Source organism: Bacillus cereus group sp. MYBK5-2 (assembly GCF_051915685.1).
Lineage (GTDB): Bacteria > Bacillota > Bacilli > Bacillales > Bacillaceae_G > Bacillus_A > Bacillus_A cereus.
Map to the genome: position 1 here is coordinate 81338 of NZ_JBQAFE010000011.1, position 15039 is coordinate 96376.

A 15039-nucleotide genomic window follows, 5' to 3' on the forward strand; every position below is an offset into this window, starting at 1 on the left:
AAAAAGAGAGACTGTAAAACTTTCATTCCTATACCTTTGAGCTCGTGTCATTTTCACTTTAAGCGTTTGTTTTGAAATGAGAGACGAGAACTTCAAGTTCTTGTACGATTGTTTTCATTTCAGATGATTTTTTAGCCACGATACTCATTTTGTTTACTTGATCACCAGCCGAATGTGCTGTTTGTGATGTTTCTGCAGCAACTTCGTTTGAAATAGAAGCGATAGTATTTAAAGCTGCGTTCATTTCTTCAGAGCTTGCAGCCATCTCTTCAGCAGTTGCAGACATTTCTTGCATTTGTGTAGAGACTTTGTTAATGTGGTTAACAATTTCTGAGAATGAAGATCCGGCGGTACGAATAACCGTAATTCCTTCAGAAGCTTCTGCTTGACCTTGTGTCATCATGTCATTTGCTATTTTTGTATCAGCTTGAATTTGATGAAGTAAATGGTTAATGTCAGTTGCGGCTAGTTGAGATTGTTCAGCAAGTTTTCGAACTTCATCGGCAACAACAGCGAATCCCTTTCCATGTTCACCAGCACGAGCTGCTTCAATAGAAGCATTTAAAGCGAGTAAATTTGTTTGGTCGGCGATATTCGAAATAGATTGAAGTGCAGTATCTATATGATTTGTATGTGTAATGAGTCGCTCAACTACTTGTGATGTAGCGTTAACAGCTTCGTTAATTGTATGCATTTGTGTAATAGATTTCTCAATGACTTTATTCCCATCATCTGCTTTTTCTGAAGTTGTGACAGCTAAACTAGTAACAGAAGAGGCGGACTCAGCGATACGCTGAACACTCGTTGCCATGTCATCCATTGCGGTTGAACTTTCTTCAATGCTAGAAACTTGTGAACGAATATTGTGTTCAAGAGTATTCATAGTTTCTTGGGTTCTTGCGGTATTTTCCATAGAAGCGGTTGTTTCGATAAATACATTTTCGGAAGCTTCTTTTACACTTGTTGATGTTTGTTGAACTTGTTTTATTATATGCTGTAAGTTAGTGAGCATTTGATTAAAGGAATTTGCAATGTCACCAATTTCATCTTTACTTGTTACGTGTAATCTAGCCGTTAAATCTCCATCTTGAGAAGCTAATTCTTTTAACTTCTCATCAATTTGTCGAATTGGTTTAACAAGTTTACCAGAGAACCACCATGCTAATAAGATAGACGTTAATGTACATGTAATGAGTGAGAAGAAAATAATATATTGAATAAGTGATGAAGAAGACTCGACATCAGCAATTAATGCGTCACGTTTCTCATTCTCTTCATTTGTATATTTATTAAAACGACCTAAAAGATCATTTACATAATCTGTTTGTGATAAAGCAATTTTGGATGCTTCTTCCCATTTTCCTTCACGCGCAAGAGGTAGTACCTCATTATCTATGACGCTACGCCATTTTCCCCCCATTAAAATAGCTTCTTTCATTCCTTCTGGGAGCTTCTTGTCACTTGTTACTTTCTCTCTAGTATCAGCTAATTTTTTCCCTTCTCGATTGAACTTATCTAATCCTTTTTGATCATGTGATAGCAAATATTCTTGTAAACCAGCAACTTGTGCTTGGAACCAATCGCCACGTTCTTTTAAAATCGTCGCTCTTTTTGATACATCATTTTTTAACGTTTCGATTTCACTTGCTTGATTCATGGCGAATGAAAGAATCACAATAAGAGCAATGCTAAATAAAGAAGAAATGCTTAAGAGTGTGAACAGTAGTTTTTTTCGAATACTAACATATTTCATCGTTACCCCTACCCTCATTTAAACTATTTATTATGATTTATAGATATTTAAAACAAAATTAATAAAAACATTATTATGAAGTTATTAATCTGTTCAATGAAAATTATAGCAGATAATGGAAGTAGTCAGATTGATATTAGAAAAAGTTCTTAAAATGTATACATTTGCATATCATAAAATTCATAAATAAATATTAGAAATGCTATTGAAATTTGAAATGACATCATGTATACTTCTAATTAGTTGATAACGATTATCAGTATCAACTAAAAACATTACTCTTCGTTATGTTGGTCATACCCCTTTTTGACGACGTAAGTCAGAGACGAAATGTTGAAATATCTTGTGTCCTATTCTACAGAATTATGGTAATCTCCAACCTCAACTTATATGCGTGAGCATGCAAAAAGGATCCTATCCGTGAAGGGATCCTTTTTTGCATGCTGTCGCAATTATTGTATATAGACCAGGGATACGTTCTTCGATTCCTTCTGGTGCAGTAGAAGGAAAGACCCATCTTTGATGAGATCCATGTTCTTCAACTAGTTTTTCGATTTTAAAACGTTCTTCTGCAATTGTTGTAATGATTTCTCCTAGCGTCCAGCGACGGATGGTTGTTTTAGGTAGCGATTCTTTCTGTGCTTCTGTAAGAAGGATGCTATAAGCAACATCATCTTCAATCAATTCTTCATCAAAATAATTTCCATTGGCCTGAAATGATGGGTGGTCGACTCCTAATAATTTCGTGTAAACAGGATGATAGTCACGAAGGATAAGCATTCCATCTCGCTTAAGTAAAGGAGCAATTTTTTGAAAGAGTGGTTTTAAATCTAGAAAGTAATGGAGTACACCAAGTTCCAGCAATACGATATCAAATGATTCGGAGAGCTGCACATTTAATACATCAGAAACGACATACTGGATAGAGACACCTGCTGCGTCCGCAAGTTCATTTGCATATTTTGCATTACTTGCTGAAATATCAACAACTGTTACGTCAGAGCCTAAAAGGGCAAGTGCGACAGCTTTATTTCCTTTTGAGCCGAGTAAGTTAATAATACGTTTTCCTTTTGGAGATTGTATGTAAGGTAAATAATGTGCTACTTCGCGTGTGGGATCTTCCATAATTTTTTTTGCATAATCCTCTGGCGCCCCATGGCGATTCGTCCAAGCTTCATAAGCAGCTGTATTCCAGCTTTTTTCATTTATAGTGCTTAGTTGTTTTTGGTTCAATGTTATCACTCCTTTTGTGAACGTATAGGTATTCGGCGGGGGGATGGAATTTCCTTTTCTTTCTGGATAAAAGTTTGATTTTTCTGTGATTAAGTCGTACAATACTTGTTATACGTAAAAGCGTTGAAAAGGAAAAGTAGGATGAACACATTCTTTCCAGAGAGCTTCGGTAGCTGAGAAGAAGCAAGAATATTCATTTGAACAATGGCCTTTGAGCTTCGTCCTGAATTTATCGAATGATAATAGTAGGCGGCGACGAGAGTTGGTACTCGTTATCAAAACCACAGTATAAGAGTATATAGCTCCGTACTTGTTAAGGCTAATTATGTGAGTAATTGGCGAAATAAGGTGGTACCGCGACTGTTTATACAGCCCCGCCCTTATCTTTTTTAAGATAGGGGTGGGGCTTTTTATATTTTAAAGGAGGAATGTAAGATGAGTATTTTTATTGGGGGCGCTTGGCCGTATGCGAATGGTTCATTACATCTTGGCCATATTGCGAGTTTATTACCTGGAGATATTTTAGCACGTTATTACCGGTCCAAAGGTGAGAATGTGTTGTATGTTTCGGGAAGTGATTGTAATGGAACACCGATTGCAATTAGAGCAAAACAAGAAGGTGTGACAGCGAAGGAAATTGCTGATCAGTATCATGAAGAGTTCCAGCGATGTTTTCGTAGCCTTGGTTTTACTTATGATTGCTATACACGTACAGATAGTGAGCACCATCATGAAACGGTTCAAAATGTTTTTTTACGTTTATTAGAAGAAGGACATATTTATAAAAAAATAGTGGAACAAGCGTATTGTGAAACGTGTACGCAGTTTTTACCGGATCGTTATGTAGAAGGAATATGTCCACATTGCCATGAAGCAGCAAGAGGAGATCAATGCGATGCGTGTTCTGCTATTTTAGATCCACTCGATTTGTTAGAAAAGAAATGTAAGTTATGTGGTAGTACACCATCTGTACAGGAAACAGAGCATTTCTATTTCGCATTGCATACATTTCAGGAGCAAATTAAAAGGGCTGTAGAAATTGCCAAGCAAACAGGGACATGGCGCGACAATGCGATTCAACTAACAGAGAGATATGTAAAGGAAGGATTACTAGATAGGGCCGTATCACGTGATTTACCAATTGGGGTACCAATTCCAGTAGAAGGGTATGAAGATAAGAAAATTTACGTATGGATTGAAGCAGTGACAGGCTATTATTCAGCGAGTAAACATTGGGCTGAAGAAACAGGGAAAGATGATCAAGAGTTTTGGGATAGCGAAGCGAAAACATATTATGTGCACGGAAAGGATAATATTCCGTTTCATTCGGTCATTTGGCCAGCGGTATTACTTGGAATAGGGGAGGAAGCAATCCCGCGTCATATCGTTTCGAATGAATATTTAACAGTTGAAAAAAGAAAATTATCTACAAGTAAAAATTGGGCAGTATGGGTGCCTGACATATTAGAACGCTATGATCCAGATTCTATTCGTTACTTTTTAACCGTCAACGCACCAGAAAATCGCGATACTGATTTTTCATGGCGGGAATTTATTTACAGTCATAATAGTGAATTATTAGGTGCATACGGGAACTTTGTGAACCGGACATTAAAGTTTATTGAAAAATATTATGGTGGTATCGTGCCGAAGGGAAGTATTGAGGTAGAGCTGAAAGATAAAGTAGAAGGATTATATAAACATGTAGGAGAGGCGATTGAGCAAACTAAATTTAAGGTGGCGTTAGAAACAATATTTGATGCAGTACGTTTTGCAAATAAATATTTTGATGAAAAGCAGCCTTGGAAACAAAGAGAAGATGATCCAGTTTCATGTGAAGAAACGATTTATAACTGTGTGTATCTTATCGCTAATTTTGCAAATCTCCTTGAACCGTTTTTACCATTTTCAAGTGAAAGAGTTCGAAACACATTGTCGATTGTGAAACGAAATTGGGAACCGCAAAATACGTTGCCAAGTAGAATTGATAACGTACAGCCATTATTTGAGCGAATCGATGTAAAACAAATTGAGCATGAGATAGAGAAGCTGTATGGAGCGGTAAAATGAGATAGAGAAAAAGACCTTTCAAGTAAATGAAAGGTCTTTTGTTATGCAGTATGATTCTCTTTCTTATCTTTCAAAAAGAAAAGTACAGCAAGGATTACAAGAATAATAGCTGCAATATCATACGTTATTTTAAATGTAGTATTAAAGTTTAAGTACTCTACGAAAGGAGTTTTCACTGCTCCTGCATATATACAAACGGGAATGAGAAGTAAATCGTAAAATTTCTTTTCTTTCATATATCTTATTAGGAAGAAGATACACATAATAGCAAAAAATACGATGCTTAAAATAGTCATTTATACCTCCAGATAAATTTACTTATTTTAATTGCAGTTATATCTTTTATATAAATTCTGTATTTTTTCAAGCGCTATGCACGCGATTTTGTTTCCTTTCTTTCCTAGCCGTAAGCAGCTGAGGAGTGAAGATCCCAACCAATATGAAAATAATTCCAATCCACTGCATGAACGTTACGACTTCATGTACAAGTGTAATAGAAGCAATAATAGCAGTTGGTAATTCAGCTGCACCTAATATCGTACCAAGCCCTGTTCCAACCTTTGGTACACCGATTGAAAAACAAATGACAGGTACAACAACGCCGAATAATCCGAGGAAGAAAGCATATTTCCATAGACCGGCTTGCAAAGCACTGTCTGTTAAAAAGGTTGGCGGAAAGAATAGGCATACGATAAGAGTAGCGCTTGTTGTCATAAGGAAGCTTTTCGTATAAGGCGGAACATCCGTAGCGACGCGCCCGCTTGCAAAAACATAGAATGAAAAAGAGACAGCAGCTAATAGTCCAAAGATAATCCCTTTCGTAGAAAAACTTTGTCCGAGGCCTTCAAATACACCACCTGCAAACAATGTACCAGCAAATAAAATAAGGATAGATATAATCTTATCGCGGCTTGGAAATGTTCGATTTGCAATTGCTTCGATAATGACACCAATCCAAGTGAACTGAAAGAGTAGGACGACAGCGATAGATGCGGGTAGTTCTTCTACAGAAATAGCGTAAAAAATCCCGGTCATACTCATTGTTGTTCCGACGGTTAGTAAGGAAAAGAATTGTTTTTTTGTTACTTTATGACGTGAAAAGAAAAGAACGAGTAGAAATAGTCCAATCCATCCGAAGACATATTGTCCCCCTAAGAGTTGATGTGCTGAAAATCCATTTATGAATCCGAGTTTGAAAATAGTTGAAAGTATGCCATAGCTGCAAGCACCGAATAAAACGAGCAATGAATATTTAAACTTTTCCATAAAAAATCCTCCTTTTAAGTAATAAAAAACGCCCGCTATCCAAATAAGGATAACGGGCGAACGAAACAGAGTCATATACTCTACAAAATTCCGCCACTCATACGAAGTATGAATTTGGGGTATGAAATTGTAGTAGGTTTTTACATTGCTTTTGGGAATACAATAGAACATTTTACACCTTGAGGCGTGTTTTGTATCCCATAAGGAAACTGATGTTTATCTAATATTTGTTTCACGATATATAATCCAAGACCACTACCTTGTACTAAACCGTGTTTATCAGGGTTTGCGCGATAGAAAGGCTCAAATAAATGAGCAAGTTTATCTTCATCAATTTGTGAACCTGTATTTAATACTTCTAATGCGTAACCATTTGGTTTTTCATAAAGCTTTATATATACGTGCTGATGGTCAATTGTATAATGAATTGCATTTGAAATAATGTTAAAAATAGCAGTTTGAATAAATTTAGGATCAGCTAAAATTTGTACGTCGTGTTTAATATTAGATTGTACATTTAATTGTTTTACAGATACAAAGTAATCTACTTTCTTCATAACATCCTCAATAATATTAGATAAAGAAATGACTTCTAAATTAGGTTTAAATTGAGGGTTTTGTATTTTGGATAATTCCGACATTTTTTCCGTTAATATGTTAATGTCTTGCATCATCTCGTAGGAACGTTTCAAATACTTATCTCTATCTTTATAAGCTCCAATTCCGTGAATCATGCCATCTAGTTGTCCCATAACGGCTGCGATTGGTGTTTTTAATTCATGGGATACCATAGACATAAATTCTTTACGAGATTGTTCTAATTGTTGTTCCTTCTTGAGCTCATTTCTTAAATCTTGATTGCTTGCATGTAAATTCTTCACAATATTTGGTACTTGTGAAGCAGCTACTTGCAAATTAAAATCTGTTTGATCTGTATTTTTGTTAAGTAGCTTTTTATCTGAGAAATCAAGATTCATAATATCTTTTAAAGCATCGCTCATATATTGAAAAGGTTTGGCAATTAGTTTTGTATAAATTAAAGATCCGAGTAGTGATAATGCAAGCATTGTCGCGCCAATATGTGGAGCTAATTGCTGCAACGCATCTGCTAACTTTGGATTATCATTTGTATCATTTGTTTTACTTGCTGCATTTTGTGTATGTAAGGCATCATTATTAGCGGCTTTCTTTTCTGCTTCTGTAGGCGGATTAGAAGTGCTATTTTTCCCCGAAAGATTTTGTGTATGTTCTTTTGCCTTTACAGTTTGGCTAGGCTGCAAAAGGTGATTGATAGCTGTAGAAAGAGATTTATAATCTATAATAGAAGATTGGAAATTAGAAATACTCCCCTCTGACACAGCTTTATTTTGCTTCGTTTTACTTCCGTCGTTTTGCTTATCTGAATCGGCCTGTTCTGTAGTCGGCGTTCCATTTTCTTTCGCAAAACGTTCTTTATCGTAGTTTGAAGCTAGAAAGTAAATAATTTGATAAAGACAAAGTGATAAAAGAATACAAAATAATAAGGTTTTGATGAAAATATTTTTGGTGATGTTGTCTTTGCTACGATTCGATTTTGTAGCCAATGCCTTTCACCGTTTTAATATAAGGAATTCCTAATTTTTTTCTTAAGTTTTTAATATGTGTATCTATAACTCTTACATCACCATAATGTTCATAGCCCCATACCTTATTCAACAAATCACTTCTTGATAATACTTTTCCTCGATTTTGCAGTAAAGTATAAATAATTTCAAATTCTTTTGTTGTCAATTCAATTTGATTACCATGAACATAAGCTGCATATGCTGTAGAGTTTAACATCAACTCATGGAATTGTAGTATAGTTGCAGCTTCTGCTTCCTTCGTTGCTGCCCTTCTTAATACAGCCTCTACACGCTTAATAAATACAGTGTAATGGAATGGTTTCGTAATATAGTCATCAATACCTAATTCAAATCCTTTAATTTCACTTTCTTCATTATGTAAGCCTGTTAACATAATGATTGGTACATCAGATTGTCCTCGCATAATTTTACAAATACTATAGCCATCTATATCTGGTAACATTACATCGAGGAGGACAAGATCGTATGAATTTTTTTGGAAAAGAAGAATACCTTCTGTTCCAGCACCAACTACATCAACTGTAAAGTTTTGTGCCATTAGAAATTCACGAATAAGTTCTTGTATATCTGGGTTGTCTTCAATCACCAGTATATGCGTCATAGTAACACCTCCTAAATAACGCTTTTTACTGCAATATTCGAATTCATCATTTTTCGAGTGACTCAGATTGTTTATACATATAATAAGCCCCCGCTATAAAATAATCATGAAGGTAGCAAGGGGAATAGTTTAGTGTTACTGAATGGTTCAGAATTACAGTAGTTCTATTATAGTATGTATTATAAAATTTATAAAACATTATAACTGTATAATTTTAATATCTACGTTTATCAATGTTTAAATGTTAGCTAATCAAATCTATTCCTATTATATATGTAAATACAGTTGTTTTGCTACTGTAAATGAATAAATAAAATAAGCCAAGACATAAAATTCTTGGCTACACATAAATCTTGTTTTTAGGCTATTTTACAGTGACAGTAGCTTGCTGCTGAACGCGCTCAAATAACCAGTGTATATCATTGTTATACATACGAATACAACCAAGTGTTGTCCATTTGCCGATTGCTTGATTATTGTTAGTTCCGTGAATCGCATAAGTTGTTCCGTAAGTTCCTGCCATATTTAATCCGAGCCAACGGTCACCAAGTGGATTACGTGGATCGCCGCCTTTAATTTTGCCTGTATAATAAGGGCGATTTTTAATTTTATTTACGATTTGAAAAGTGCCTTTAGGTGTAGGTGTTGCAGCTTTTCCAGTAGCGACAGTAAAACTTTTTATAAATTTTCCATCCTGATAATAATCCATTTTATTTAACTGAGTGTCTACGATTAATTGATCTTTCGTTGTAGCTGCCTCTGCGCTAGCGAATGGAAGAGTTAAAAATCCTAATGATAATAGTGCGCTTAATAATAATTTTTTCATTGTTATTCTCCTTTTACTATCGTAAGAGTCTTACATACAATGAAGTTGTAATCCTCGTAATGCTTTATTTACATTTTCATCTAATGTTTCAAAGAATGTAGTGATTTTGCTGTTGTGTTTGTTGTTGTTATCAATAAGTAATCTTTCATTTAATAAAAGCTCACCACGTAGTCCAAAACTTTGAACTTGAATATTTAGCTCATCTTCATTTTCAGAGATGATTGGTAAGAAATAATGAAAAGCTTTTGTTGGAATGATGTAGCTTTTGCCAATCATGCTTTCTTGATTTGAATTAATCCATTTTTTCGTGACAATTTTAATATTCTTTTTTGAAACGATAAAAGATAGTGTTGTAGATTTTGTTAAACTTACGTCAAATTCACTTGTTTCACATATTTGTAAATTAAAAACGGTTTCATTTTGATGAGATTCAACATTTGTATTAATAAAATCGTGCATTTTATATGCTTCCATTTCGTATTCACCCTTTTTTCAATTTCGAAAAACGACTTATATTTATTCAAATTAATGCTTAGTCATATATTGGTTAAATTTTTCAACAAATTCCGATATAATCTTACAATACGTATATGAAGCTAATATGAAGTTAGCATGAGTTTGTGATGGTTTTTTATTGAGAACAAAATAAGAGAGGTTTTTTAGTGCTAAAAATTGGATAAAATTTGCATGTTATTAATGCGCCTTTTCGCTATTTCGACTTGAAAAATGATTTTTACTATTTAATAAAGAACGAAAATCATTAGTGTGACCCTTACAAAAATGTAATAAAAATGTAAGCTATTGTGATAGTTATTTCGACAATTTTTTTATACAATAATAGTAAGAAGTTGTACGTGATTGAAAGGAGAGATGACATGGAATGGATTCATGAATTATTTCAGCAATACGGGTACTATGTTGTACTTGTCGGCTTGCTGTTAGAATATATTGCACTTCCGTTTCCGGGAGAGCCAACATTAGCATATGCGGGATTTTTAGCACATAAGGGTGATTTAAGTTTACCGATTTTAATTATTCTATCTTTTATTGGGACAAGTGTAGGAATGACGATTCAATACTTTTTAGGAAATAAATTAGGTATGCCTTTCATTCAAAAGTATGGGAAATACGTATTTTTAACGCAAAGAAAAATCGACTTAACGAGAATGTGGTTTGATAAGTATGGGTACTTCCTGATTTTTATTGGTTTCTTTATTCCTGGTGTACGTCATTTCACAGGATACTTTGCAGGAATTATTAATTTACCATTCCGTCGTTTTGCCATTACAATTTATTCAGGCGCTCTATTTTGGGTATCATTCTTCTTAATCGGTGGTTACTGGTTAGGTGGAAACTTACATGATATCTTTGGAGTGCTAGAAGGTCACATCGGTAAAATCATTTTTGGAGTAATTGTAATTGTAGCTATTACGTTAGGAGTTCGTTTCCGCAAACAGTTAAAACGAGTATTATTACAAAACGCAAGTTAATATGAAATCCATTCTATGTCAAAATTTAGTAAGGCAGTGCGGACGCACTGCCTTTTTTATTTTTAAGACTATGTTTAATGCACATTTTACATTCTTTATAGGAATTTGATACAGGATAAGAAATAAGTATCTTGTCAATTATTATAGTCGTAATGACAATTATAATTGACAAAGATAAGGATATTATTTACAATTTTAATTAAATAAATGAAAAAGAGGGAAGATATGAAGCTTCAAAATCGAGTGAGGGAATTGCGAGCAAAGCATCGTTTATCACAAGGGGATTTAGGGAAAGCGATTGGATCATCACGGCAAACGATTAGTTTAATTGAGCGCGGGGATTATGCACCATCTATCGTATTGTCGTTAAAAATCGCACAAATTTTCAATGTACCGGTGGAGGAAATATTTACGTTAGTAGAGGGGGAAGAGGACGATGAAGAGTAAACGAAAAAAACAATTTGATTCTGTGGGGAAAATAGCATTAAGTATGATAGGAGGATTTTTAACGTCTTATATAGCTTTAAATTTACTCTCGGATGAACCGAGAAAATTATCATCCAATACATTTATAGGTATATGTACTATTTTTGGAATCTTAATGATGTACTATACTTGGAAGAATACACGTATGTTAGCAGAGGCACGCGATGAAGAAGAGAGCGTACAAGGCAGAAAATTAGGCATTATAAGTATATATTTACGTGTAGGCGATATAGTTACGCAGGCATGGTTTGTATATGCAGTTATTACATGTAGACGTGCACTGTTGCAGGATACAAATGTTTCATTTGCGGTGTGGAATTTAGTAGCTTCTATTGTTTGTTTAACTATTGTAGTAATTATCGGACTTATAACAAAAAATCGTTATAATAAGCTATATCCTGAACAAGGTGTAACGTATATGGAATCTATGAAAATGTGGACGAAAAACGCAGATGAAGGATTAAAGCACATTGTGCATGAGGCTGGATATAAAGCGTATGAATTTACGAATACAATATTGGCATATGTATGGTGGGCTGCCGTTATATATACAGCTGCTAGTAATATCGATTTTGTATTAATTGGCTTAATCTCATTTATTTGGATATTGCATCTTGGGAAGTTCATGTACGAAATGCAGAGGAAAATGATTTATTAAGGGGAGAAAAAGGTGGATATTTTAAGAAGGCCAGCTGGCTCAATGACAGTGGCGTTAATTCTGTCCATTTTATACGGAGTAATCCGAACTGGGAAATTAGAAGTAATTTTGAACCTATGGGCAATAGTTGGAATTTCATTGTTAGTGTTAGCCATTCATGAGCTAGGACATGTAGTATTTGGTGTAATAGGTGGTTTAACATTTAAATTTATGACAGTAGGACCCATTACTATTCAAAAAGAAAAGGGAAAATTACGCATTCGAGAAAATAAATTATGGGCGTACTTTGGAGGCGTTGCAACACTAGTACCACCTTCTATAGAGACACCGAATCTTTCGAAAAAGTGGGCATGGCTCACTTTAGGTGGACCGATTACGAGTTTACTGTTTGGTATTACTTCCGGTTACATATACATGGTGAGCTATTATCAATATCTTTTATATTTTTCCTTTTTCCATTTTGCAATCTTTACGGTTACAATTGTGCCGATAAAAGGAACGCTTATGAGTGATGGGATGCAATTTCTTATTTTAATTAAAGATGATGAAAGAGCTAGAAATCATTTATATGAGATTCAAATATCGAGTGAGTTATTTAGTTATAAAAGACCGAAAGATTGGGATGAAAGATTAGTAGAATTGAGTGAGGAGAAAATAAAAGAGAATAAAGGGATAAGAGAGATAATGAGTAGACTTATGCTTGTCTTCCTTGCTCGTGCAGATCAAGAGGGAATGAAAAGAGCGATACCGTATATAGAACGAATTGTTCAATTACCTGTAACGAAAGAAAATAAGTTTTTCGTTAGTAGTTTTCATAGTTGGTATCTTTTATATAAAGCCCTTTATCAGATGGATAGTCTTTCTTTGCAAGAAGCAAAGGAACATGCAAAGGCTATTACAAAAATGGACTTAAACGGATATTATCGTACACAAGGAATTATCAAATATTTAGAGAATGATCTAGAAGCTTTTCATACTTATATGAAGAAAGCTGATAAAGAATTGAAGAGCGCCGAGAAGAGTGAAATGGGATATTTACAATTAGAAAGAGAATGGTTTGAGCAGCTGAAAGAGAGGGTATCTTACGATGGGTGAGGTATCCTCTTTTTTCTATGTCATCTTATGCCGTTCCATAAACAGCCCGGGGCGAGTAAAATGAGATAAGAAGAGCAAAGCTTGGAGGAATTCTAGATGGAAATTTTAACGATTATTTTAATCGTCTTGCTCATTTATGTTGTTTTTAAAGTGGCATATGTAGCATTAAAGATACTCGCGATCCTATTAATTATCTTTTTAATCGTAGAGTTCGGCAGTAAGTTGCTTGGTGGATAGGGTATGTTGTGCGTTTTGAGTGTCGAAGGTTGTCGGTAAATCGATATCTTGTGTCGAACCGTCGATATAATGAAAAAATCGTTGATATAAGTGGAGAAACGATCGATATATTTGAAAAATCGTTGATATATTTTAGTGAATACGAAGTGGGGTATATGGAAAAGAAGTTGCCGTGAGGGCAACTTCTTTTTATCGTGATGCGGGGTATGCAAACCAACATAAAAAAAGCTGGAAGAGTATCTTCCAGCTTAAGAGTTACTTTCAATTTGGCGACCGCTATCTTCTTCATTGTCTTGTAATAGGTTGAATACGTCTGCTAAGCAGAATGCAATGAACCAAGTCCATAGACCGTGGAAGAAAGCTGAGCTTAATTGAAGTGGTAATGTATAGTTTGTCATTGAGTAGGAAATACATCCACCAACGATTCCGATCATTGTTAATAACATTGTTTTTTGAGCGTTTTCTTCTGGATTGAAGAGGAAGTAAATGTATCCGCCTAAAATTGAAGCGCTTACAAGTGTTTCGATTCCATTAAAGATGATATTCTCTCCAAGCTGAGTGTTTGTCCAGAAGCAGATTGTTCCGCCGATAATAGCAAACAGGACAGCTATTGTATATCGTATATATTGATTCATATGTTCATCTCCTTATGTAATAAGATGATTTGGAAGTCAAAAAGGTAGGTATAGTATATTGAAGTGAGTTTTAATTGTACGTATCTTTTTATAAAAAGATCATTGAAGAATAACTAAGATGATCGGTTGTTTAAACCGTTACGTGTATGGTGTCTGAAATATACCCGACTGCTCGTTTCTTTTTGCTTGTAAAATAAGAGAAACTTCCAAGTCTATATACTCTTTTTTTGTGAGTCTGCTTTCATTATAACACATTTAGGGACATAATAATAGAATTATCTGATTTTGTAATAAGTGTAAAAAATAAAAAGCGCAAGGAAATACCATTAACGGTGCAGTTTAGTGGAAGAAGGATTTTAATTTATTATGATGAAATATGTAATCAAGGTGAGATCTAAGAATGAGGCTTAAATACTATAAAAAATGTTTTATAGCATGAATGTAAGGGAGGAGAGCTAACTTGGAGTTCACAACAGAAAGATTAATAATTAGACCTTTTAAGAGTACTGATTTACAGGATGTATTTGCTATTTATAATAGTGATGATACATGTAAGTTCCTATTACATAACAAGTGGACTCATGAAGACATGCAGAAAAGATTTAATAAGAAGCTAGCAAATCATGTACTTACTAAAGAAACAATATTAAGTTTGGCAGTTATATACAAAAATAAAGTAGTTGGTGATTTATCCGTATGGTACACAAATATGAAAGACACTGTTGAGATTGGTTATAGTTTTTCAAATGAAGTAGCTGGGAGGGGTTTGGCGACAGAAGCAGTAAGTAGTTTGGTATTGAAATTATTTAATGAATTCAATGTACATCGTATACAGGCTAATCTTGATGCACGTAATACAGCTTCACAAAAATTGTGTGAACGAATAGGCATGAGAAAGGAAGCCCATTTCATACAAGATTTTTGGAATAAAGATGAATGGACAGACAGTATTGTATATGGAATGCTATCCTCCGATTTGTAGTAATAAACTTAGTGATTTTATTATGTTAAAAGGTACGTTAGTTGAATAACAAAGGGCATAACATATTATATATGACTAATAT

Annotated in this window: 16 protein-coding genes and 1 other annotated feature; of the genes, 7 read left to right on the top strand and 9 right to left on the bottom strand. The window is 34.4% G+C overall.

The window, feature by feature from the left end; all coding sequences use genetic code 11:
* Positions 1-58: 58 nt before the first annotated feature.
* Together ACTFP3_RS26190 and ACTFP3_RS26195 are read right to left on the bottom strand one after the other, a co-directional pair.
* Positions 59-1753 carry a methyl-accepting chemotaxis protein gene (locus tag ACTFP3_RS26190; protein WP_440011660.1) on the bottom strand — a complete coding sequence of 565 codons (1695 nt, stop codon included), beginning with the start codon at positions 1751-1753 and terminating at the stop codon, positions 59-61.
* Between the two features lie 414 nt (positions 1754-2167).
* Positions 2168-2986: a class I SAM-dependent methyltransferase gene (locus ACTFP3_RS26195; protein ID WP_047792141.1), complete on the bottom strand. Its 819-nt coding sequence runs from the start codon at positions 2984-2986 to the stop codon at positions 2168-2170.
* A gap of 114 nt (positions 2987-3100) precedes the next feature.
* Positions 3101-3371, top strand: a binding site (T-box leader).
* 50 nt (positions 3372-3421) lie between these two features.
* On the opposite strand from ACTFP3_RS26195, the gene metG reads away from it, so the two are divergent.
* The gene (gene metG / locus ACTFP3_RS26200; RefSeq protein WP_440011661.1) at positions 3422-5056 is read left to right on the top strand and encodes a methionine--tRNA ligase; all 1635 of its coding nucleotides are present in this window, start codon (positions 3422-3424) and stop codon (positions 5054-5056) included.
* A 41-nt stretch (positions 5057-5097) separates the two neighbouring features.
* Here metG and ACTFP3_RS26205 read toward each other — a convergent pair whose 3' ends face one another.
* The 6 genes from ACTFP3_RS26205 to ACTFP3_RS26230 all read right to left on the bottom strand — a co-directional run bounded on the left by ACTFP3_RS26205 (position 5098) and on the right by ACTFP3_RS26230 (position 9848).
* Positions 5098-5352, bottom strand: coding sequence for a hypothetical protein (locus ACTFP3_RS26205; protein WP_000154129.1), 255 nt, complete (start codon positions 5350-5352; stop codon positions 5098-5100).
* A gap of 67 nt (positions 5353-5419) precedes the next feature.
* Positions 5420-6322: an EamA family transporter gene (locus tag ACTFP3_RS26210; RefSeq protein ID WP_440011663.1), complete on the bottom strand. Its 903-nt coding sequence runs from the start codon at positions 6320-6322 to the stop codon at positions 5420-5422.
* A 140-nt stretch (positions 6323-6462) separates the two neighbouring features.
* Positions 6463-7905: a sensor histidine kinase gene (locus ACTFP3_RS26215; protein ID WP_000201958.1), complete on the bottom strand. Its 1443-nt coding sequence runs from the start codon at positions 7903-7905 to the stop codon at positions 6463-6465.
* Entirely contained in the window at positions 7883-8548 is a 666-nt protein-coding gene (locus ACTFP3_RS26220; protein ID WP_000148833.1) for a response regulator transcription factor, read from the bottom strand. The genes ACTFP3_RS26215 and ACTFP3_RS26220 overlap by 23 nt, the downstream gene beginning before the upstream one ends.
* 364 nt (positions 8549-8912) lie before the next feature.
* On the bottom strand, positions 8913-9374 hold the full coding sequence (locus tag ACTFP3_RS26225; RefSeq protein ID WP_000735058.1) for a L,D-transpeptidase: 462 nt from the start codon (positions 9372-9374) through the stop codon (positions 8913-8915).
* 30 nt (positions 9375-9404) lie between these two features.
* Positions 9405-9848, bottom strand: a complete 444-nt coding sequence (locus ACTFP3_RS26230) for a DUF3978 family protein (protein ID WP_000388769.1) — start codon at positions 9846-9848, stop codon at positions 9405-9407.
* A 401-nt stretch (positions 9849-10249) separates the two neighbouring features.
* On the opposite strand from ACTFP3_RS26230, the gene ACTFP3_RS26235 reads away from it, so the two are divergent.
* The 5 genes from ACTFP3_RS26235 (at position 10250) to ACTFP3_RS26255 (ending at position 13340) form a co-directional block, all read left to right on the top strand.
* Positions 10250-10864, top strand: a complete 615-nt coding sequence (locus ACTFP3_RS26235) for a DedA family protein (RefSeq protein WP_440011664.1) — start codon at positions 10250-10252, stop codon at positions 10862-10864.
* A gap of 225 nt (positions 10865-11089) precedes the next feature.
* Complete coding sequence (locus ACTFP3_RS26240; protein WP_000776168.1) at positions 11090-11311, top strand: helix-turn-helix transcriptional regulator; 222 nt, start codon at positions 11090-11092, stop codon at positions 11309-11311.
* Positions 11301-12008: a DUF3169 family protein gene (locus ACTFP3_RS26245; protein ID WP_098286421.1), complete on the top strand. Its 708-nt coding sequence runs from the start codon at positions 11301-11303 to the stop codon at positions 12006-12008. The genes ACTFP3_RS26240 and ACTFP3_RS26245 overlap by 11 nt, the downstream gene beginning before the upstream one ends.
* Before the next feature lie 42 nt (positions 12009-12050).
* Positions 12051-13103, top strand: a complete 1053-nt coding sequence (locus ACTFP3_RS26250) for a hypothetical protein (RefSeq protein ID WP_440011698.1) — start codon at positions 12051-12053, stop codon at positions 13101-13103.
* Positions 13104-13199: 96 nt separating this feature from the next.
* Positions 13200-13340 (top strand): DUF3985 family protein, encoded by a 141-nt coding sequence (locus tag ACTFP3_RS26255; protein ID WP_000404784.1) that lies wholly within the window; start codon positions 13200-13202, stop codon positions 13338-13340.
* 248 nt (positions 13341-13588) lie between these two features.
* On the opposite strand, the gene ACTFP3_RS26260 is transcribed toward ACTFP3_RS26255, so the two are convergent.
* Positions 13589-13975 (bottom strand): DUF3938 domain-containing protein, encoded by a 387-nt coding sequence (locus ACTFP3_RS26260; protein ID WP_001077773.1) that lies wholly within the window; start codon positions 13973-13975, stop codon positions 13589-13591.
* A 460-nt stretch (positions 13976-14435) separates the two neighbouring features.
* On the opposite strand from ACTFP3_RS26260, the gene ACTFP3_RS26265 reads away from it, so the two are divergent.
* Entirely contained in the window at positions 14436-14957 is a 522-nt protein-coding gene (locus tag ACTFP3_RS26265; protein WP_000397302.1) for a GNAT family N-acetyltransferase, read from the top strand.
* Positions 14958-15039: the final 82 nt, after the last annotated feature.